At 55.0% G+C, this 21,607-nt stretch carries 18 protein-coding genes; 7 read left to right on the top strand and 11 right to left on the bottom strand.

The window, feature by feature from the left end; translation table 11 throughout:
* Positions 1–348: 348 nt before the first annotated feature.
* The 3 genes from DC522_RS03265 to DC522_RS03255 are packed head-to-tail and all read right to left on the bottom strand — an operon-like array spanning position 349 to position 2,515.
* The gene (locus DC522_RS03265) at positions 349–759 is read right to left on the bottom strand and encodes a hypothetical protein (protein WP_116527272.1); all 411 of its coding nucleotides are present in this window, start codon (positions 757–759) and stop codon (positions 349–351) included.
* On the bottom strand, positions 756–2,072 hold the full coding sequence (locus DC522_RS03260) for a recombinase family protein (protein WP_116527271.1): 1,317 nt from the start codon (positions 2,070–2,072) through the stop codon (positions 756–758). The genes DC522_RS03265 and DC522_RS03260 overlap by 4 nt, the downstream gene beginning before the upstream one ends.
* Complete coding sequence (locus DC522_RS03255) at positions 2,072–2,515, bottom strand: DUF2924 domain-containing protein (RefSeq protein WP_116527270.1); 444 nt, start codon at positions 2,513–2,515, stop codon at positions 2,072–2,074. Before DC522_RS03255 ends, DC522_RS03260 begins: the two co-directional genes overlap by 1 nt.
* 1,275 nt (positions 2,516–3,790) lie before the next feature.
* On the opposite strand from DC522_RS03255, the gene DC522_RS03245 reads away from it, so the two are divergent.
* The 5 genes from DC522_RS03245 to DC522_RS03225 all read left to right on the top strand — a co-directional run bounded on the left by DC522_RS03245 (position 3,791) and on the right by DC522_RS03225 (position 7,852).
* Positions 3,791–4,012 carry an AlpA family transcriptional regulator gene (locus tag DC522_RS03245; protein WP_116527268.1) on the top strand — a complete coding sequence of 74 codons (222 nt, stop codon included), beginning with the start codon at positions 3,791–3,793 and terminating at the stop codon, positions 4,010–4,012.
* 139 nt (positions 4,013–4,151) lie between these two features.
* A complete protein-coding gene (locus DC522_RS03240; RefSeq protein ID WP_245443934.1) occupies positions 4,152–5,324 on the top strand; it encodes a virulence-associated E family protein in 1,173 nt (390 codons plus the stop codon).
* Between the two features lie 431 nt (positions 5,325–5,755).
* The gene (locus tag DC522_RS03235; RefSeq protein ID WP_116527266.1) at positions 5,756–7,123 is read left to right on the top strand and encodes a site-specific DNA-methyltransferase; all 1,368 of its coding nucleotides are present in this window, start codon (positions 5,756–5,758) and stop codon (positions 7,121–7,123) included.
* Positions 7,123–7,347, top strand: coding sequence for a hypothetical protein (locus DC522_RS03230; RefSeq protein WP_116527265.1), 225 nt, complete (start codon positions 7,123–7,125; stop codon positions 7,345–7,347). The genes DC522_RS03235 and DC522_RS03230 overlap by 1 nt, the downstream gene beginning before the upstream one ends.
* 10 nt (positions 7,348–7,357) lie before the next feature.
* Positions 7,358–7,852: a phage terminase small subunit P27 family gene (locus DC522_RS03225; RefSeq protein WP_116527264.1), complete on the top strand. Its 495-nt coding sequence runs from the start codon at positions 7,358–7,360 to the stop codon at positions 7,850–7,852.
* Between the two features lie 300 nt (positions 7,853–8,152).
* On the opposite strand, the gene DC522_RS03220 is transcribed toward DC522_RS03225, so the two are convergent.
* The 3 genes from DC522_RS03220 to DC522_RS03210 all read right to left on the bottom strand — a co-directional run bounded on the left by DC522_RS03220 (position 8,153) and on the right by DC522_RS03210 (position 10,907).
* Positions 8,153–9,241: a TRAP transporter substrate-binding protein gene (locus tag DC522_RS03220; protein WP_116527263.1), complete on the bottom strand. Its 1,089-nt coding sequence runs from the start codon at positions 9,239–9,241 to the stop codon at positions 8,153–8,155.
* Positions 9,242–9,331: 90 nt separating this feature from the next.
* Complete coding sequence (locus DC522_RS03215) at positions 9,332–10,192, bottom strand: oxaloacetate decarboxylase (RefSeq protein WP_116527262.1); 861 nt, start codon at positions 10,190–10,192, stop codon at positions 9,332–9,334.
* Between the two features lie 52 nt (positions 10,193–10,244).
* Positions 10,245–10,907 carry a GntR family transcriptional regulator gene (locus DC522_RS03210; protein ID WP_165820034.1) on the bottom strand — a complete coding sequence of 221 codons (663 nt, stop codon included), beginning with the start codon at positions 10,905–10,907 and terminating at the stop codon, positions 10,245–10,247.
* Positions 10,908–11,211: 304 nt separating this feature from the next.
* Here DC522_RS03210 and DC522_RS03205 point away from each other — a divergent pair, with 304 nt between their 5' ends.
* Positions 11,212–11,535, top strand: coding sequence for a phage terminase small subunit P27 family (locus DC522_RS03205; RefSeq protein ID WP_256369831.1), 324 nt, complete (start codon positions 11,212–11,214; stop codon positions 11,533–11,535).
* Between the two features lie 25 nt (positions 11,536–11,560).
* Here the strand turns inward: DC522_RS03205 and DC522_RS03200 are convergent, their stop codons facing one another.
* The 5 genes from DC522_RS03200 to DC522_RS03165 form a co-directional block, all read right to left on the bottom strand.
* Positions 11,561–11,818 (bottom strand): hypothetical protein, encoded by a 258-nt coding sequence (locus tag DC522_RS03200; RefSeq protein ID WP_133239220.1) that lies wholly within the window; start codon positions 11,816–11,818, stop codon positions 11,561–11,563.
* 1,608 nt (positions 11,819–13,426) lie between these two features.
* Positions 13,427–13,678, bottom strand: coding sequence for a hypothetical protein (locus DC522_RS03190; RefSeq protein WP_116527257.1), 252 nt, complete (start codon positions 13,676–13,678; stop codon positions 13,427–13,429).
* 698 nt (positions 13,679–14,376) lie between these two features.
* Positions 14,377–15,666, bottom strand: coding sequence for a DUF429 domain-containing protein (locus tag DC522_RS03180; RefSeq protein ID WP_116527255.1), 1,290 nt, complete (start codon positions 15,664–15,666; stop codon positions 14,377–14,379).
* Positions 15,667–15,795: 129 nt separating this feature from the next.
* Positions 15,796–16,758, bottom strand: a complete 963-nt coding sequence (locus DC522_RS03175) for a hypothetical protein (protein ID WP_116527254.1) — start codon at positions 16,756–16,758, stop codon at positions 15,796–15,798.
* 530 nt (positions 16,759–17,288) lie between these two features.
* Complete coding sequence (locus DC522_RS03165) at positions 17,289–17,717, bottom strand: hypothetical protein (RefSeq protein WP_116527252.1); 429 nt, start codon at positions 17,715–17,717, stop codon at positions 17,289–17,291.
* Between the two features lie 2,553 nt (positions 17,718–20,270).
* Here DC522_RS03165 and DC522_RS34230 point away from each other — a divergent pair.
* Positions 20,271–21,176, top strand: coding sequence for a hypothetical protein (locus DC522_RS34230; RefSeq protein ID WP_133239219.1), 906 nt, complete (start codon positions 20,271–20,273; stop codon positions 21,174–21,176).
* The last annotated feature ends 431 nt before the right edge of the window (positions 21,177–21,607 follow it).

The following is a 21,607-nucleotide window of genomic DNA, read 5'->3' as shown; positions in this document are numbered from 1 at the left end:
CTCAGCCCCTGCCCTTGTATCGTGTACTATCTTCAGGGTTAAAACACCCGATGCCACTCTTCCATGCAGCCGCTGGATTTGGCCGGGCTCGGCTTCTCGGACCAAAGCCTGGGCGAAGGCGCACTTCAATGCGCCAATCACAACCGGCACTTCAACTAGCTGATCTGTATGCGCCGGAACTGCTTGGTGAGCACAACCTATAAGGCTCATAGCACCAAGTGCAATGCCGCCGACACGCGTATACATCGTTGCTCACCTGCCCCCCGAAACCGCCGATCTATGCTATTCCCGCACTATTCTGGGCATAGGTAAGGTTAAGCTTCAAGTGGCAGCTAACTCTGCCGCTCTTTATACCGCCAACAGAAGGTCTCTTTGAGCTGGCCAATCCACAGGGAATGGTCTTAGCAGCCGCTCCAGCTGCAACTCCTCCGGCTGTCGGCCATCCAGGATCGCCTCAACGATGTCAGGTGCGAGCAGCGTCAAACGCAAAATTCGGCAGACGTAGGACGGGTTGATCCTCTCAGCGCGAGCGAGTTCCTCGATGGTACTGTAGGCGCCGCTCTCGAGCATCCGGCGCCAGCGGAAAGCCCGTGCCAGCGCTTTGACCATGCTGTTGTCGATGCGCGCTCGCGGAGCTATCCAAGCGCCCTCGCCCGGTGGCGCGACAACGAGCTTGCGCCCTCCCCTCCTCCGGAACCTAAGTGGCAGGTGAACCTGAAGCCTGCTGCCATCCAGGCTGACGCTGGCCTGCTCTCTCATGCGGCTCTCCTCTCCTTCGGCTGAGCCGCCTTCAGATCCGCCACCAGGCTCGCCAGCCCCTCTGTTCTGAGACTGAGACTGACACCCTCAGACTGGACATCCACCCGCTCCACCAAAAGCTGGACGATCCGCGCCTGCTCGGCTGGAAAGAGTTCTTCCCACATAGGATCAAAGGCGTTTAGCGCCTCTCTAACCTCATGCTCTGTAACGTCGCCTTGGGCCTCTCGCGCAGCCTTCCAGGTGCACACAATGATCTCTGGGGCCCGCAGGAGAACCCGGATCTGATCAACCACCGCTCGCTCGATCTCACCGGCTGGCACCCGCCCAACCGGACAAGCACCCGCTCCTCTCCTCAGCACATCCTGGGAGACGTAGTAGCGGTAGAGCCGTCCACGCCGTCTTGTATGGCTCGGGGTCATAGCGACTCCTGTGGGGCCGAAGATCAGCCCCTTCAAGAGCGCTGGCGTTTGAGCCCGTGTTCGGCTGGCGCGTGTTCTCGGGCTCTCCTGAAGAATGGTGTGCACCTTATCCCAGAGAGCCTGCGGGATGATTGCCTCGTGCTCGCCCGGATAGGCGGTGCCCTTATGCACCGCCTCGCCCAGATAGACCCTGTTGTTCAAGAGCTTGTAGAGAACTCCTTTGTCGATCGGCTTACCGCGTTTGTTGGTGATCCCTTCTCTGATCAGAGCCTGTGCTAGGATAGTGGCGGAGCCCGTTCGGACAAACCGCTCGAAGATCATCCGCACGGTTGCGGCCTCGGCCTGGTTCACGATGAGCTTGCGGTTCTGAACGTCATAGCCGAGTGGCGCCCAGCCGCCCATCCACAGACCCTTGCGGCGCGAGGCGGCAAATTTGTCCCGGATGCGTTCACCGATCACCTCCCGCTCGAACTGCGCAAACGAGAGCAGGATGTTGAGGGTGAGCCGGCCCATGCTGGTGGTGGTGTTGAAGGCCTGCGTGACCGAGACGAAGGTCACGTCGTGCTGATCGAACACCTCGACCAGCTTGGAGAAGTCCATCAGCGCGCGAGATAGGCGATCGATCTTGTAGACCACCACCACATCGACGAGCCCACGCTCGATATCGCTCAGCAGGCGTTTGAGGGCTGGCCGGTCCAGCGTGCCACCTGATACTCCACCATCATCGTAACGATCTGGGACCAACACCCAACCTTCTGACCTCTGGCTCTGGATGAAGGCCTCACAGGCCTCGCGCTGAGCATCGAGTGAGTTGAACTCCTGCTCTAGCCCCTCCTCGGAGGACTTGCGGGTATAGACCGCACAGCGGACCTTGCGCACAACCGGCTTGATCATCAGCAGCTCCTCTGGTTTTTGAGACCGAAGAAGATCCAGCCGTTCCAGCGGGTGCCGGTAATCGCTCGGGCAATGGCCGACAGGCTTTTGTAAGGCCGGCCCCGATACTCGTAACCATCATCGAGGGCAGTAACGCAGTGCTCAATCCCCTGCCACTCCCGGATCAGGCGTGTCCCTGTAATGGGCTTGTCATCCACTCGGGTTCGGCGGGTGATGGGATTGCCGTCATCCAGCTTCTCTCCCAATGCCTCGATGCGCTTCAGCGCCTCCGATTTGAGACCGCCATAGGCGAGTTCCTGGATCCGATAGGCCAACCGGCTCTCGAGGAAGCGGCGGTTGTAGAGCGGCGGCTCACTAGCGAATAGCTCACGCCAACGCCGCTTGAGGTCAGGTGTTGGTGTTGCTTTAAGCGCGGCCACCTGGGTCAGAATGGGGTCTGTCATGCCTGTCTCCGGCGTGAGTTGCGGACAGACCCAGCACCGCTCTGGTTGGGCGAGAAGTCGAGCGAACTTTCTCTGGTATCGGCAGGTAATGCACTGGAAGAGCGCTTCTGGAGGCGGATAAGCCCCAGGGTGAGTAAATCCGAGAGCTCGGACAGGCGCTCATCTGAGGTCATAAGGTTAGGTTGGAGAGCATTCATCACCTGTCCATGGTGATCTCGCCCAACCAAATTGAACAGCAAAAACAATCTATTACCGCAACAGGGCGGCTAAAAAAGCAGATCATCGTAATAATGCGCAATTGGCGCGTTGGGACAACACCCGCAGCTGTCCCTTTTGATGCTAACCCGCTCTCAAAGTGCTTTCTTTCGGCGACCAAAGCTTGTCCAATGAGGAGGAGCTAATTCGCGCCTGAGAGCCCGCACTTCCTCGCGTGTTATCTCCCCTACTTCTTTCTTGGCAGCCTCCCAATCCTTGTCTCGGCTGGGAGTGTCGCCGCTCTGTTCGCATCGCGTGATCCAGTCTTTGTACCATTGCTTAGCCCTTGCCCGAGAAAAAGCTCGAGGTGCCGTTGGGTCCTCCTGCTCGGCGCCACTTTGGAAGACGCGAATCCCGAAAATAACCAAGCCACCTGGCCCAGTCGCTTCTGATTTGGCGAAGTCAGCCTGAAGCGTCCGCCAGAGTTCTGGCGCTATGGAAAGTGCACCAGCATCGATATTCCCTGTAACAGTGAAACCCGAAGCTCGCAATTTGCCGGACTGCAGATCCTCCAGGAGGTGCCGCTGTAGATCACCGCGTGTGTCCCTCAGCCGGCGGGAATTGATTCTAAAATCTGCCAGCTCCTCCTCGGGAGCGGGCCACCCCTCTTCATCAATCGGTGCCGGAGGATCTCCATCATACCCTGCGAGCTCCAATGTGTAGGCGAGATCAGCCATGTCTCGCTGGGCGTAAAAGAGCATCGCCTGATGAAGCGTCAGACCCTTCTTAGGATCAACCCTTTTCCAGACCGGCCGCGGATCATCCTGGCCTCCAAGTAGACCGCCGAACTTTGATGGCCTGTTAGCTCTCTTTGAGCCTCTTGAGTGTCCCAAGATCCCTCCTCGCTAAGATACCTGAGCTTACGCTCTAATACGATGATCTACCGACGAGAGTCACGCCTCCGAAATAATGGGATAAGAAACTGGCCGAATTAATCTGGCGGCCAGTTTGCCAGTTTTGCCCATCGGTTCCGAGAGCGGCAGCATCGCATCACTTCGGACTGAAACGAAAGGAAAGGCGATGATGACGAAGCATCTGAACCAACTGGATCTCGCCCGCCGCTGGAGCATGAGCCCTCGCACTCTAGAGCGCTGGCGTTGGACAGGTGAAGGCCCGCGCTTCCTAAAGGTAGGCAAGCGGGTGGTCTATCGTCTGGACGATATCGAGACGTTCGAGGCTGAACGTATGCAAGCGAGCACGGCCTCACGTACCCCGCTTCAGGGCAAGACGTCAGCAAATTAAGGGGGTTCCCATGAGCGAAAAGCAAGGAACCACCTGCGCCAGCCCCCGTAGGGACAACAAGCAAAAGTCTCAACACAGCATAAATGGAGACAAAAGTGATAACGGGCGGACCCAACCTAGGTGGCTTGGAAAGTGCGTAATGAACAAAGAGGGTAAGCCTCTCCCCATCCTCCACAATGCTATGGTCGCCCTTAGCAACGACCCTGCTTTGGTTTCAATGGTCGCGTTCGATGAGATGCTCAGCGCTCCGATGCTCCTCCACCCTGTTCCGTCCTGTCGACCATCCTTAGAAGAGTCTGATGCGTTCACCTCGCGGCCGGTCACAGACACGGACGTAGGAATACTGCAGGAGTGGCTTCAAGTTGCAGGACTTTACAGGATTGGGAAGGACCTCACGCATCAGGCGATCGATATGTGGGCACAGGAGCGCGCCTACCATCCCGTGCGTGATTACCTGAACTCCCTTAAATGGGACAAGTGTGAGCGGGTTAAGAGTTGGCTGAGCAACTACCTGGGGGTTGAGCCAAGTCCTTACGCGGAAGGCATCGGCCGGATGTTCTTGGTAGCGATGGTCGCACGCATCTTCGACCCTGGATGTAAAGCCGATTACATGATGGTTCTTGAGGGTCCTCAGGGTGCTCGCAAATCGTCTGCCTGCCGCATCCTTGGCGGAGAATACTTCTCGGATAATCTGCCGGACATAGCGGTTGGTAAGGATGTCTCACAGCATCTAGCCGGTAAATGGCTCATCGAGATTGCAGAGATGTCCGCGATGAGCAAAGCAGAGAATGCTGCCCTCAAGGCCTTCATTAGCAGACCTGTCGAGCGTTACAGGCCGAGCTATGGGCGCAAAGAGGTCATACAGCCACGTCAGTGCGTGTTCATTGGAACGACGAATAAATCGGTCTACCTAAAAGACGAAACCGGAGGTCGTCGTTTCTGGCCTGTGACGGTCGGAACGATCGATACCGAAGCGCTGGCCCGCAATAGGGATCAACTTTTCGCTGAAGCTGTAGAGCTATACCGAGCACGTGTGCCATGGTGGCCTGATGAAGTTTTTGAGCGTGATTACATCAAGCCTCAGCAAGAGAGCCGGTTTGAAGCGGATGTTTGGGAGGAGGACATTGTCAAATACCTCGACGACAAGCGACAGACAACGGTTCGAGACGTCGCTATCTGGGCGCTTGGATTAGAACCTCATCGTATTGGAACTAGGGAGAATCGTCGCATCACCTCTATCATGGAGAGATTGGGGTGGAGAAGTTGCGGGAAGAACTCTCAGGGCCGGATTGCCTGGCGCCGGGAGCAGTAAATACCCTTGGCAACGGAGCACGGATCACTACGGATCATTCTCTAACGAGGTGTATAAAAGGCTTCTGGTTGCACTAGCCACACAGCACGCTCCACAGCCATTATGGAACCTCTACAGAAAGTGCTCCGTGTGGTCCGTGATCCGTGGCTGCTGAGTAAGGATCATGCCGCTGTTTGGTGGCATACCGCAGTTTTTCAAGCTCCCCCTATCTAGCCAACTCGTACTGATCGCAAGCATTCGTAACAGAGCGAAAACAAGTGTCATTGTTGATCTGATGAGATCTGTCACACTCGTTAGCAATGACACTTCTCCTCCTACGCTACATCGATGGAGGGAGGGGGCGGGTCAAAAGTTGACAACCTTCAAATTAGGACCGGCGCGGGTCCTTTCGCGTGAAATTCCGCGAAATTACCGAGGGGGTATCCAGCACAATGGACAGCTCAAGTTTCCCGGAAACACAAGACAATGGCAGCGATATCCCTCCGCTGCAGACGTCGCAACAGTCGACTAACTCCGGAGATGGTCGCAAGTCCGACACGAGCCGTGCAGCTGCTGGCCTGGACCTCGCCATTCAGCATCGTGCGCTTAGCGATCTGATCCCTTACGCCCGCAATGCTCGCACTCACTCGGAGGCACAGGTCGCACAGATCGCAGCCTCTATCCGGGAGTTTGGCTGGACCAATCCAGTCCTGATCGACGGTGACAATGGCATCATTGCGGGCCATGGGCGGGTCCTCGCAGCTCGCAAGCTGAAGCTCGAGACAGTACCGGTCATCGAGCTCGCCGGCCTCTCAGACACGGAGAGACGAGCGTACATCCTGGCAGACAATAAACTAGCCCTCAATGCGGGTTGGGATGAGGCTCTGCTGGCCGCTGAGATCGCGGACCTGCAGGCGTTGGGCGTGGACCTGGAGCTGGCCGGGTTTGAGGCTATGGAGGTCGAGAAGCTGCTGACCGGCCAGGGTGAAGGTCCTAGCTTCCCTGACGAGGCCCCTACCCCACCCGACGAGCCTGTCACTCGCCCTGGTGATCTGTGGCGGCTTGGTGAGCACCGGCTGTTGTGTGGCGACGCCACGCGCCTTGAGGATCTCCAGCGTGCTCTCGCCGGCGGCTTGGCTGACATGGTCTTCACGGACCCACCCTACAATGTGGCTTACGAGGGCAAGACCGCTCAGCGGCTGCGCATCCAGAACGATGCCCTCGGAGCAGAGTTTGCCGGCTTCCTCGAGGCCGCCTGCCGGGCCATGCTTACGGTGTGTAAAGGGGCTGTCTATATCTGCATGTCCTCGTCCGAGATCGGCACCCTCAAGGCTGCCTTCGAACGAGCCGGCGGGCACTGGTCAACTTTCATTGTCTGGGCGAAGAATGCCTTCACGTTGGGACGCTCGGATTACCAGCGCCAGTATGAGCCGATCCTCTATGGCTGGCCTGCGGGCACCGACCACTACTGGTGCGGGGATCGCGACCAGAGCGACGTCTGGCAGCATGACCGGCCCACTCGCAATGACCTTCACCCAACCATGAAACCGGTCGGATTGGTGGAGCGGGCGATCCGCAACTCGTCCAAAACAAAAGATACCGTGCTGGACCCGTTTGGCGGCTCGGGCGCCACCCTGATGGCTGCTGAGGCAACGGGCCGACGAGCTGTGCTCATGGAACTGGATCCCCGCTATTGCGATGTGATCATCCAACGTTGGCAGGAGGCAACCGGCCAGGAGGCTCTGCGCAAGGATGGATTGAGCTACAGCCAGCTCCTCGCCTCACCAGTCGTTGCAGCTGACACAGAAGAGGTGATCTGATGATGCGTCCCACCCAGCCACCCAGCATCTCGTTTCTGGAAGCAAGCCTCAATGTTTCGACCGGCTTTTTCGTGGCTCTCGTGATCCAGGCCGTGATCTATCCAATGTTTGGCATCGTAACCACGTTTGCCACCGATTCCATGATTTCGACGGTGTTCACACTTGCCTCGTTTGTTCGCTCTTACCTACTGCGGCGAGCCTTCGAGTGGCTAGGCCAGATCTAGGATAGCAATAATGCGCGGGCGCAAACCAAAACCTACCCGTCTCAAGCTGATCGAGGGAAATCCTGGCAAGCGGCCCCTCAATCCGCACGAGCCACAGGTCCCAACAAAGGCTCCCACCTGTCCGTCTCACCTCAACCCCACTGCGAAAGCGGAGTGGAAGCGGTTAGCGTCCGACCTGCACCGGCTTGGCATTCTCACGGAGATGGACCGGGCTGTCCTTGCGGCTTACTGCCAGGCCTATGGCCGGTGGGTGGAAGCCGAGCGCAAACTGAAAGAAACACCACTCTTGATCAAGCTGCCGTCCGGCTACATTCAGCAGAGCCCGTGGCTGGCTATTGCTAATAAGCAGCTAGAGCTGATGCACAAGTACCTGGCGGAGTTTGGCCTGTCACCGGCATCCCGCACACGAGTCGAAGTTCGCATGCCACAAAAGACGAGCAAGTTTGCGGGCCTGCTAGGGCGAGACAGCGAGTCGGAGTGGATGGAAATGCGAAACGAAAGATAGTGATCTATCTGGTACGGACACGATCCACGGTAGCGCTCGTACCAGGTCGACTGCACAGGCCTAGTCAAGGATACCTGCACCGTTGGAGAGACCGCTCGGCGCAATCGCAGAATCCGAGGTTCGGTTACGATTGCGCCGGCATGAAGTCTGTAACGAGCGGGTTCCGTAATGCGCCCGGACGCTCGTGCGTTCCCTGCCCTGCGAACGACGATGGCCCAGTCACCTGCGGCCCGGGACGAGCGATTGGTACCCTCTACTTTTACGCTTGAGCCCTGTCCGCCGATCAGAGTTTGACAAGACTTAGGTTTTGCTTCGGGCGCGGATCATGAAGCTATCGAACGCATATTCTGCTACCTGGAACCACAAGTACTCCTCATTTCGGAACGCGCGGTAGGAGTCATAGACCTTCTTGAATTCGGCATTGTTTGCCGAGATGCTGTCGTAGAGCTCATTGGAAGCCTTAAACGCCGCATCCATGATCTCTGGGCTATACGGCCGCAACTGCGCACCGATTCCCACCAGCCGCCGCAATGCACCAGGGTTTTTGGCGTCGTATTTCGCTTGCGTTTTTAGGTTCGTGGATTCAGCCGCTGATTGGATGATCGTCTTGTAAGCCTTCGGAAGCTCGTCCCATTTTGCTTTATTGATGAAATAGTGGTGTGTTGTACCGCCTTCCCACCAACCAGGATAATAGTAGTACGGCGCCACCTTCTGGAGGCCGAGCTTCTCGTCATCGTAGGGCCCAACCCACTCTGCCGCATCGATCGTGCCGCGCTCGAGCGCAGGATAGATCTCACCGGCCGGGATCTGCTGCGGCACGACACCGAGCTTTGCCATCACATCGCCCGCCAGTCCGGCGATCCGCATCTTCAGACCCTGGAGATCCGCGACTGTTTTGACTTCCTTTCGGAACCAACCGCCCATCTGCGTGCCAGTGCTACTCGCCGGGAGGGCAAAAACATTGTATTTGCTGTAGAATTCGTTCAGCAGGTCGTTGCCGCCGCCCTCGTAGAGCCATGCGTTCATTTGCCGGGTGTTCATCCCAAACGGGATAATAGCGCCAAGCGCAAAAGTGGGATCCTTGCCGACAAAATAGGACGACACGGTATGGGACATTTCAACCGTCCCGTTCGTTACCGCGTCCAGCGTCTGAAAGGATCCAACGATTTCACCCGCAGCAAACACTTGGATCTGGAATTTGCCGTCCGTGGCTTCAGCAACATATTTCGAGAATGCTTCACCGGCGGCATAGACGGTATCCAGTGTCTTAGGAAAGGCTGACTGCAGCCGCCACCGAATCTCCGGGGCAGCTTGGGCAATCGCTGGCATCGCTATTGCGCTAGCAGCAGCTCCTACACCCGCCGATGTCAAGAAATCTCGTCTTTTCATTGTTTCCTCCTTTTGTGCCTCGTTAGTATTCTCGGTGCGGCTAAGGCCTTCCGGCACCGAGGGTGCAGCACTTATTCCAGAGCCTCATGCCTACTTGGAGTGTGCCTGATACTGAATGCTGCGGGCCGTGAAGGTGTCGTAGCCCAGCCTTTGCTCAAATTGGACCGGATCTTCGAGAAGGTTGGTGAGCTTGGGAACGGACTGATGTTTTCCGAGCTCTGCAAGGGCGTCCCTGACACCTTTGGAAGCCGCGTAGAGACAGAAACCGTAGTTGATCACGAGATCGGCAAGACCATTCCATTCGCCAACCTGTTGGACCTCCGGCAAATCAATGACAACGATCCGGCTGTCAGGGACCTCGGTGCGAACAGCACGCAACATTTCTGGGGTTGCACCCGTCGGAAACACGAGTTCAATGCCGAGTTCGGAGAAGGCACGAAGCCGCCGGATCGCTTCGCCGACATCGCCTTTCGCCCAGATCGCATCGGTGCGGGCGATGATCTGGAAGTTTGGATCGCGGCGTGCTTCCAAAGCGGCTCTGAGCCGCTGAAGCATATCTTCGAGTGGAATGAGTTCCTGAGGGAGGTTGGTGTGCTTCCCACCGGCATGGTCCTCGATGTGAATGGCCGAGACGCCAGCATCCTCAAACGCATGGATGGTGCGCCAAATGTTGGCTGGGGCGAAAAAACCACCCTCCGCATCAGCGACCACGGGAACATTAACGGCATCGGTAACCGTCTTCGCGTGTCGCGCCAAATCATCGAGCGTCAGTGCGCCAACGTCAGGCAAAGCAAAGCCGGAAGCGGCGGTCGCATAACTTCCAACATAGGCGAGCTTGAACCCGGCAAGTTCGACGAGTCTTGCACTTAATGCGTCGTAGCAACCGGGAATGAATAGAGTCCCCTGCTGGTTGAGCAGTTCGAGCAGCGGCGGGCGGCGTGAAAGGGTCATATGGATCCTTTAGGTGTGAGAGTACTCATTCGGTGCAGCCGGAGTGGCCAGCTCAAAGGACAAACTTCTGGTATTTTTCCAGAAACATGCGTGCTGTCCTCATGTTCTCGCGCTTAAGCCTTTCGGCTTCATACGGGTCGCCAGCTCGCATTGCGGAGATAATGGCGCGATGCTCGCGCAAGCTCTGCTCTGCTCTTCCGGGCAGTATCAATGTTCGACGAATAATGACTTGCGTCTTGTCGTAGATACCAGCGAGAAAGTCGGCCAGCATTGGGTTATTGGCTACCTCAATCACCCGACAGCGGTAGGTCTCGATTCCGTTAAACAGAGTCTCGTAATTGCCGCTCGCCACTGCCTCACCGAGAGGCTTATCGAATAGTTCGACGAGATCGTCCCAACTTTCGGGCTCCGCATTTTGCGTCGCGAGGCGTGCGCACAGCCCCTCTAGCAGTTCGAAGATGTCGTAGATTTGGAAGAGTTTTGCGGCATCGAGGGAGGAAACAACGGCACCTTGGTTGGGTGTTCGCTCGATCAGGCCGCGCTGTTCAAGGGCGCCGAGCGCCTGCCTGACCCGAGCTCTGTTCACGCCGAACTCTCCCGCGAGAGCAGTCTCACGCAGCTTGGTCCCAGGCGAGATTTCGCCTTCACTGATCCTTTGCCGCAGAATCTCCTCGAGGTTCACGCTCTCCTTCTTGCTCTGTCTCGCGGCTGCCACGGTCGCGCTCCTACTCATTGGTCGCCGCGATAGCTCGAGAGTGGCAACCATATTGTCTACATTTAGGATGCTATTGATGTTGACATTATTGTCAACGATATCGTTCGGCGGACCAGGACCCTTACTCAAAGCGGACGTAATAATGGTTGCCGAGTGACTGACGATGCTTCAGCAGACACTGCTTGAGGGCTCAATGGCTGCCGGTAATCAGAAACTAAACTCAACCTCTGAGTGAGCGGAGAATCCCGCACAGGAGAGAAATACTTAATAACATGACGCGTGAAAACGACAGTTACCCACAGACCTGCACCGGCTCGGCCTCCTGACGGAAATGGACCGGGCTGCCCTTGCGGCTTACTGCCAGGCTTATGGCCGCTGGGTCGAAGCCGAGCGCAAGCTGAAAGAAACACCGCTGCTGATCAAGTTGCCATCCGGCTACATCCAGCAGAGCCCGTGGCTGGCCGTTGCCAATAAGCAGCTGGAACTCATGCATAAGTACCTGGCTGAATTTGGTCTATCCCCTACATCCCGCACGCGAGTCGAAGCTCGCGCGCTACAGAAGACGAGCAAGTTTGCCGGCCTTATGGGGCGAGATTACGCAGCCGACTGGTTAGAACTGAATGTCTAACAGCAGATAGCCACTTTATACCTGTTCAGAGAATTCCTGACGCAGTGAGATACGGGTAGGCAGTTAGGCTTGTGAGACGACCCGTCTCGTCGAGAAGTCTGTTCCAGTGCCGACAGACCGGCTCCAGCACTGCCTCGTAGCCATCCAGCATCCGATGCGAGCGGTAGCGTTCGCGCAGGTACAGCCAGACCCGCTCCACTGGATTCAGCGCGGGTGACGCCGGCGGCAGAGCCAGCGCGAAGGTCTCGTCCGTGCCGGGCCGGCAGGCGGCGAACAGATACAAGCTTTCGAAGCGCTGATCGACCACGCCACGCGGGCGCCCCCACGCTCATACTAAGCCTATGTTGTCCAGCCCTCCTGGCCGATGCGCGCCCTGTCCTGGCACCTGAGCTGGAGACGGGCCTCAGGGTGCCCGGAGGCGCGGTCTACGGCCGGGTACCATTCAGGGGTGAGGATGAGATCGTCGTACTTCGGTCAGCAGATTACCCAATAAAAGTTGAAGGAGGAGCTCCGTTGTCCTGGGAGGACATGTGCCGTGCGCCAGTTGTCTCCGATGCGCAAATGCACAGATGGGCAGACTTGGCGAAGCAGCTCGATGAGAAGCGGGCGCGAGGATTGGCTTAAGGCTGCAATGAGGTAGAGACTATAAAAACTACAGTATGTATGATTCCCCTATCCCGTATTGTTGGAAACTGAACGCCCCGTCTATCGCACATCTCAAAGCCGATGCCCTCACCAAGCAAAGTAGAAATTGCCGCCCTCGAACTCAACCGAAGAGCTCCAAGCTTTCGCATCGGAAAGCTTCAGGAGCTCCGGACAAGATTAAAGAGTCTAAAGAGGCGACCCGGTAATACGATCTTTAGTCACCAAACGATCTTTGACGAGTGGGCTTTCCACGTCGGAGGACGCTCAGAGCTTCAATTCAACATTGGAATAGAGGGTGTTCACGGGCAGGCTACGATCAGGTATGGCGTCGCATTCTCTTTCGAGCCGAGCCGAAGCCTGCCATCTATTGACCTACTCGTCCCGAAGGCGGCTCGGTTTAATGAATTCCTCCGATTATATCCCGACCTCTACGATGACATGCGCATGTGGCACTACCTGCGGAGCCATCGAAGCTCAGATTACCCGCCAACGATAATACTACCGGAGCTGGTCCAACCCGGTATTTTCATATTCCTTGGCCGTCGTGAGGAGGCTGATTCGCTGGACTATGATAGTGTTTTGCGGACTTTCGACCGACTACTGCCGCTTTATGAGTACGTAGAGGGTGGGCAGGGAGCGCAACCGACCATCGAGCCTACAGGTACTGTATTCAAATTCAAAGCTGGCTGTTCTCCGAAGGCATCTACGACGGCTGCGACCCAAGTGCAGCGACAGCTCGATGTAAGCTTACGCCACAATGAGTTGCAGACTGCCCTTTACGAGCACCTAGTTACGAAGCATGGAGCAGATAGCGTTGGCACTGAGCTAGTCAGTGGGAACGGCGCCAGAATCGATGTAGTTCTGCGCAGTGCTGATGGATACTCTTTCTACGAAATCAAAACAGCGGGGTCTCCCCGCGCATGCATCCGTGAAGCGATAGGGCAGTTGCTCGAGTATGCATTTTGGCCCGGAGCGCAGAAAGCGTCTCGCCTAATTGTCGTCGGAGAGCCACCTCTTGATAACGACGGTCGTGAGTATCTGCGACGACTGAATGAGCGCTTTCCGGTGCCACTAGTATATAAGCAAGTCGGTGACTGCTGAAGGGTAGGCTTGCGGAGCCACGGTTCAACCTGGAAGCTCGCGGCCTACTTTCCAGAGTACCGATTGCGGGCCTACATATCGGTAACCATAATGGTTTCTACCAAACGTGGGGAAGTCGGAAGGCATGAGCTTAAGCAAGCGTATATTATTCGGCAATTTGCCAGAAGACGACCAGATCAGGGCGGAAATTGCCCGATCGATGCAGGCCACCATTGAGCAGTTCACTGTCCGGGCTCGCGAGCGCCCAAAACAGCCAAAGCGCACTATAGGTCGTGGGAAGCAGGACCCATTCTGGAAGGGGGTGCTTTACGCCGCGATAGCGGAGCTTGAGATCGGCCATGTAAATCTCAACGGTGTCCCCCACTTCAGGACGGCTGAGGATCGTGATCGTGCCCATGAAGCGGCCGTCCTCAGATGGAACACTAGGTGGGAGGAGTGGGAGAGAAAGCGCAATCAGCCAGTTCTACCTGTGCAGGTTGCCTCACCGATCTCAAATAGGTCGAACCCGAGATCATCAGCGCCCTTCATTCTAGATGCGATCCCGCCTACCCTTACCCACGGATGACGAGCTAAAGCCTTATCTGACTGGTGGTTCTGGTGTGCCGGAGCTTGATCGATTTCTTGCCCAAGTAAAGTGGCGAGATGCTCTCGTCGAGCGGGACAAGAACACTTTTTTGGTACCGTTTGTGAGCTCGATTCGGCCCTCTTTCGACTACGACGCATACCGCAGAACACCCGTCTGGAAGGACGCCAGCGGCAAGGTCCTCAAGAAAGCAGGCTACAAATGCGCTTGCTGCCCAAGCAGGGCGACCGAAGTCCACCATCGCGACTACCGGCCCCGAGTTCTTGCCGGGGAGGACCTTTCGCCTCTCGTGCCTATCTGTCGGCGGTGCCATGACCTTATCGAGAGTGAGCGGGCAAAAAGCTGGCAAAGGGGCGAGATGAAATTGACAGAGCTCGTGCAAGCAGAGAACCAGCGCCTCGGAACTATCAGCAATCAGCAGCCCTAGGCCTTGAACTAAGATGAGTACTCTCAGAAATTGCCTGCCCTCCCCTGCCGCTACGAATAGACAGCCAGAAAGTGCTCCGGGAGCTTCAGTCCGAATCCCAATTCCATTTACAGCATCGGGCGAGCTCACCACGTAAGAACTCTTCTTTGTGATCCTTATCGTGGCTTGTGAAGCCTGCACTTTCGAAGAACCCATCGCCCGGCAAACGGGATTCCTTGTTCACGATGAGGCACATCAACTGAGGTTCACCGTTCCTTGCGTTCGTCTCACTAACGACTCGTAAGGCGCTCTTCAACGAAGAACCGAAGCCCTGTGACCATGCGTGTCCAAATGCATCCGCAACCTCACCATAAGTTACGATTTGTGCTTTTTGAGCTCGGCTAATCAAGAAAGCCCGCAAGTCGTCCGGGTTAAGGCGTGTCGGCTTCTTACGAGTTGGTCTCGATGGATTAGCTTGGTTCTTTTCTTCCCGTACAAACGTTTCGATCACCGAGGCGGGCACGAATGGTTCAGGCGGCTCCGTCATTATGGGAAGGCCGTTGCCTGACCATGGAACATCAACCGGAACACCCCGGTCACTTGCTGACTTGAGCAACACCTCCCGAGTGGCTGTTGAGGCAATGGTAGCGACGTAGCCAGTAGCGGGATCACCGACCACCATTCCTCGCTCGCGGGGGCCATGCCGCCATCCGTAAGCAACGAGGAGGCAGATGGCCGCGTCCATCCGGTCTTGATCCTCCTTCTTGGGCTTGGCACGGGTAACCTCCGCATCTGCCCAAGAACTAAGGGATAGGACACCGAGTTGCGACGCATAACGCGCAACGCCGGATGCAACGAGCCGCCAGTCCTCTATCCTGAATGTCCGCGCGGCTGGATTATACTTCGCGCCCCTCCCGCGTTCCCAAAGTTCGGGAACAAGCGCGGGGAGTGCAAGTGCGGGAAATACCTCCATAACGTAAAAGCCCGATGCCGCTGTTCGCGCCTCAAACGGGTTTTGCGTGCCGTTGATATTCCGAAGGAAGCGCCAGATTGGGGCTTGGTCCCCAAACATACCCGCGCCGCCGCCGCCACGCCGAGCCGGCTGCACCCCGCCGCCAAGCGCGTTAACCAAACTCATCGCGACTCGCTCAACGGGTCTACAACCCTCAACGTTCGGCACAATCGTTGGCTGGTCTATGACGACCAAAGCGTACGTATGGTTCTGTGTTAGTTCCTTGACGAGCTCCTCAGCTTCACGAAATGAAGCAAGTCGCGGTGCGTGAAACTCCGTGGGAACGCCATCCTCAACCACGTATGCTGCAATCGCACCCGGATTTTTCGTGTTGTCGGTCCAAGCGGAATCAAACCCGATAAGGACCTCTTTCATAACACCCATTGCAATGCCTCGGACTACGTTGAAAACGGGTCTGCCGAACTACCTTGGACCGCTCGCATGGTTCGTCTTGCGAAACGTGCGAATGATGAAGTTAGCAACAGCCTATCGAACAGTTTGCGCCAAACTTCTTCAGTCTAGCAGGAAGTCTAGGACTGGTTGGCCCCGCACCAACTCCAAAGTGACGCGCCCTCTCTGCTCGTAAGCGTACAAGCTCACATCTCTCAAGATCGCTGTCTCTACTGCGCTCTGCTGGAAATTCGCAGCGGCTAAAACGGCTCTTACGGACCTGCCTTGATACTCTGCAACCAGAGCTTTGTTCACTCGATAGCGGCAAGGTTGCGCGACATCAGCCTCGGAGGTGTTTCCAGGCTTGAGCTCGAGGACAAGAACCTCACTGCCGATGTCTACGATCAAGTCTGGGATGCAACGTGGATCTCCGGTCACGTTGGGCAGGTACTGTCTCTGACGAGCTACACTTCTGACCTTTGGGTGGGCCCTCAGCATTGCTTCTAGCTCGTCCTCTAGGTCCTTCTCCCTTTTGATGTATGTGCGGTGGGGGTCAAGGACGCCAGATTTGTCAATCTGCGGAAGCTGGCCGGCTTTGATGTCATCCAAAGGCAGGTAGGATAGAACCGGATGTAGGTATTCCGGTCGTACGAGAATGTTCTTTCCCCCTGAATTCTCCCATTCCGCCTTCCGGCTACCCTCATCGAGGAACCCGCCCTCTCTCAGGTAGCCTTTGAACTTCTGGTGAAAGGTTACCCAACGCACGTTCGGGGGCTTCGCTTCCTTCCCAATGACAAAGACCCACGTTTGTGGGGCATGAGAAAATGAGAAGCTGATGTGATGGCTCTCGCTCTTACTCGGATGACCTTCTTGCCACAGGTGCGTCAGCCCGAACTCAAGAGCGGTCTGTAAGACCTCCAGAACTTCGGAGGTCAGGCGCCATTCCCGAGCGAGATAGGAGCGGCCGTGCTGCGAGACAAAGAGGCCCTTTGCGTCGGTCGTGATCCGAATGTCCCCCTCTGGGTACTGAAAGATTTCCCCAGGGTTGCTCGAACTGTTCAGCAGGTGTGGGGATCCTGCACTCATGGGACTACCCTCGGCATTTTGACTCAGCTGAATCGGCTGCCCGACGTTGCTTGAGCCCGGAAATGTAATCGTGGTGCTGTTTCGACAGGCGCACATGGCCTACGAGCAAAGCGATTAGGAGGTCGGCGCCCCTCCGAACACTGGTTCCCCCAATACCCTTTGCCCACCGACTGACCTCCCTAACCGTGAGGCCATCGATGAGGCATTCCTCGGAAATCCTGCGGCGGATCGAGGTTGCCTTGGGCTTTAGCTCCTCGGCGATCTCACGTCCCGTGCTCTCGATCCGCACGTCTGGGGCAAAGCCATGTCTGCGAAGAAAAGCACGGAGGGCTGGTCTCGCGCAGCCGCCGCATGAGCTTAACGGAGGCCGAGGGACTGACCTCATAACGAGCGGTAGCCTGGCGGATTGAGCTGCCCTTCTCGACAGCCCAGACAATGCGCTGGCGCAAGTCCTGGGACAACGGTGTGGTCACGGCAAGTCTCTTTTCTCACACTCCTGACCGCCATCGAGTCAGATCCCGCGATTCCGTTCAACTTTGAACACTAGACCCGCCCCACAATGCTTTCTCTCCCAATACGCGTACATCTCCATGAATGAAGTAGGAATTCGGCCCGACGACCGTCTCACTGTAATACCCTTTCCCTTGGAAGGTCCATTGCAGCTTAAATTTCCTTATGACTAAATTATCTTGTTCAAGATCCACATCTATAAAACGGTCTGTGCTTAGCTTCTCGTTTCGAAACAGAGTGATAGAGGCCCCGTCTACTGTTTTAGCCTTTAATTTGACGTCAGCCAATTCATCGTAAGATTGGTTATAGACCTCAATCCACCAAGTAATTTTCCGAATAACATCATCTTGGTCGATCAGACCCTCTGTCATATCCACGATTAGATCAGTTGCAGTTTCCGCTCGACCAAATGCATCCACGACAAGTTCTGCTTCTTCCTGAGCCATCATCTCATCCCCTCTAGATTGACTGCGTACGACTTCCCCCGACGATCTCGCCACTAGAGATCAAAACAAAGTTAATGTATCGAAAATACTTTCCGTCGAGTGCAGAATAGGTTTTTGATCCGATATCATTTCCACCTATTTTATAAATCAAATTGATATCTTTGATTTTAAGATTAAATTTTCGTAGTGGGATCAATAAGAAATCCGCCTGGGGTATTTCTGGAACAAGCCCGAACGCCCTCCAAATATTCGGCTCTTCAAGCGTTCTGTATCTGACTATAATATTGCTGACTTTACCTGGAGAGTAATTACTTATCTTCAAAGACCTAAAACAAGGATCTCTATTAACGACAGGCATACGTTTCCTCCAAAATACTGTGCAGAATATTCTCAGTTTGTTACGGCTCTAACTTGGTAGGGACAGTACTAATCGCTGAGGACCAGTTCCATTGGTACTGATCCCGACAGCATCTTCCCCTCTTCCACAAATGATGCAGGCCGGAGGACCCAAACGGATCTGATCCGGCACTTGCTTTGCGAGGGAGTCGGGTCTTGCTCTCGCACAATTTCAATAGTTCCATCCGGCCGTCTAGTGCTCAGTGCAACAGATGATCTCTTGGCGCGATTGTTTTGGCTATAGAGGTGATATTCTTCATTATACCGCACGTATATTCTGCGTGCATCAGATTGAGAGCTAGATTGATCAATATAACCGAAGTCAGACGCCGCTCCGATTATAACTGTTCCATCAGTCATTTTGTTGATGAAATGAACATCGCATACTAGGGAACTTTCTGTAAGCCGTTCCTCCACAGATTGCATTCTATGCTCCCGTCAAGTTCGCGGGAAATCTTGATCTAGAGAACGCAATTGGTCAACAGCTTTGCAATAAACCGCCGAGCCAATTATTCTTACGCCTCAATCATAATAGCGTTACCACTAGAGCATTTTCGAGTTACTTGGATCTACGGCGATGCAAGACCTGTAAACGGCAGTTTTGGGCGAAGCGTTGGTCGGTATTGTTTTAATCCTACTGAGCTCACCAAACTCAAAAACGCTCTAGCTCCGACCGGCACGCCGTGTACTGCCCTGCTGTCCACCTCGGTTGAGCTAATAGTTCGTCGGTGTGAGACATTTCCAACTTATATTTACAATTACTACTTTTAGAACCTTGCACGTCTCTAAGGGAGAGTGCACCTTAGCGTTAACTGGCGGGTGGTCTCAATGCGAGAATTTGTTCCTGCGGCACGGCAGATTTCGTGTCTTACGTTGCTCCTGCTCTCGGCCTGTACGAGCGATAACCAAGGCCGGATCGTGACCACGAGTGACGGCGGATTACGCGAATTCTCGTCATGCATTCGAAACAAGATTGAGACTTATCAGAATATTCAGCCTTTCGCAGAGGCCTATGACCTATCGATTTACCCAGAAAACATCAGTAGGTCTGATGTCGATCAGTGCAGCGCAACCGCGGTATCGTCAGTCCCAAGTGATCTTGCCGCAAGACGCTTTCAGACTTGCAAGAGAAGGATGGGAGGCAGCTTCCGTGTCTTTGAAGTGCCCCCAGGTACAGTATTGGCCAACCCTGTGGCTACGACTGATAGTAGTTTCATAGAGGCCGACGCTGGATTAGTTAGCGGCCCCCGAACGCAGTCCTTGGTAGTTTCAGCTCTCTCAAGATCTTCAAGCGTGACAAGAACGCGAGTAGAGGTGCGCGGGTTTCGGGGCAACAGGATGAGCGAAGCGATGCTTCGTTCCGTAACGGCCGAATGTAAAAATAGTACGCCGAGGGGACAATGAGCTACTTTTTCACGTCTCGATCGGCCAAAGCTGTGTTGGGGGTTCTTGTTTGCACACTGGGCGGTTGCGACACGTCTAGGAGCATCGCAATCTTAGAGCGAAATCGCCTGGAAGCAGAGAATTTAGCACTACAGCAAACATTAGCATTTCTACAATCAAGCCCTCTACCTCGATCAGATAGTCACATCGAGCTCTTCATAGGATCCACAGCTTTCAATAAGGTACTCAGTCGCTTTGACGGGTACAAGTTCGCTATCAATACTCTCCCCGATGTTCAGATCCAGGTAAGATCCATAAGATCGAGATTTCAATATGGGCTCCCAGAGATAGATCTACAAATAATTGCCTCGCACACACGCTGGAAAATTGAAGTTGAACTCCGAGCCAGAGCGAATTTTGACATTTCTTTTGATCGCAACGTCAATGAAGCCAAAATAAAACTCTACGTAGCCGAAATTAAGCCTGAACTTCGTACGTGGGGCATCGATGTGCCGTTGGGAATATTCGTGGCTCAACTTCTGAGAGTGAACGCGCAGGAGTATGTAGAGAAGCTACCGGAAATTCGCGTCCCGTTATTCATCCCCTTGGACATGAATCTTGGCAGCGCGCCCACAATAGTTCGAATTCCGATTGAACAAGGATCGATTGACGGTTGGTTGAGTACTCCTCAGTTACGAAAGAAATATCAAGTTCGCATAATTAAGTGGTTAGTTCTCCCAGATGGTATCCACGTATATGGCCAAATCGGAGCGTAAGATGATTCCGAAAAAAACTTCTGGGCGCGCCCTTATCATGTGCGGGTTTGGCATCTTGATATCTGGATGTTCAACAACAAATCTACCGATCAGTTATCCTGAGCCCTATGCTACTCAGATCCGCGAAATTCAAGCACAGAATGCAAGGCTCGCTACGAACTTGGATTCTAAGACCCTAGACATTCGTCGCCCGGGAGTTGACCTTCAAGCTTGGGTTTCGTCGCGGGTTGTTGCCCGTCTTCTTGATGACTTCAATGCGATTCCTAGTTCCCATAGGCGTGTAAAGTTTACGTCTTATGCGGCGTCGGGACGGTACGCTGGAGACGAAGGAGACTGCGGTATCTTCGGGAGAGCAAGTTGGTATGTTGCACCACGAGGAGGCAGCGGGCACGATTTTACACTAAATATCGGCAAGGCTTCCTATGCGTGGCAGGATAATCAAGGTTTTGCGATCAATCTTCCGGTTTGGGCTTCAGCCCGTAGCAATCTGCACTATCATGTGGATCCATGCATCGGAGGAGGTTTCGGCTGGGATGGGGAGGCGGCAGCAGTCTCATCCACAATCACTTTGAATGGCGTAATGAGCCTTACTGAAGTGACGCAAGGTCAGTATTCATTGTCACTGAAGCTTACGGGACCTCGTAGCATTCTGTTATTGCTTGCTGTAAGAGGCTTACCGATCCCGTTCGTTCCAATTGTTGTTGATGCCCCTCACTTCGCCGAGCCTCTTTTCTTAGCAAAGTTATCCCCACTCTTTAGCGAGACGGGCTCCATCTCGATACCAGGTCAAAAGCCAGTAAAGTACAAACTCAACGTTACCACGAGACAGGTCTCTAATATCGATGAAGGCTTTGAGGCGCGGTTCGACGTGGTTGTCAGCCATTCAGATGGCTCAGTTGCATACTGACTAGGAGTTTCATTAGACTGACACAAAGTGGGATGCCGAAGACGAAATCCCTAACTCAAATTGCAATAGCTAAAGCATCGGACGTGAATTCGAACTCACGCCGGATGCTTTAGGCTTTTGATTGTGAGCCTCTTTCCACGCAAAACCGATTGCCACTTTTGCGTCCGAGGCTCTAGCCTATTTGGCTATTGCCACGCTTTCAGCCGAACAACTACTCTGGCCTTTGTCACTAGTCGGCCGCGGCGGATGACGAAAATCGCGCGAGCCCGCTCTGACGGAGGTCGCGATGCAAGCTTTTGGTTTTTCAGTGGGGCTCGCTCTGCTTTGCCTGGCACCGTCCGGGGCATCAGCAAACTGGTTAGCAAGATGCCAGAGCCCTACGGGTCTGTGCTATGCCGAGGCGTGTGGTAGGACTCCTGAAGAAGCCTACC

The organism is Microvirga sp. KLBC 81 (assembly GCF_003075415.1).
GTDB lineage: Bacteria > Pseudomonadota > Alphaproteobacteria > Rhizobiales > Beijerinckiaceae > Microvirga.
The sequence above is the reverse complement of the archived record's forward strand: the minus strand, read 5'-3'. Positions and strand labels throughout refer to the sequence as shown.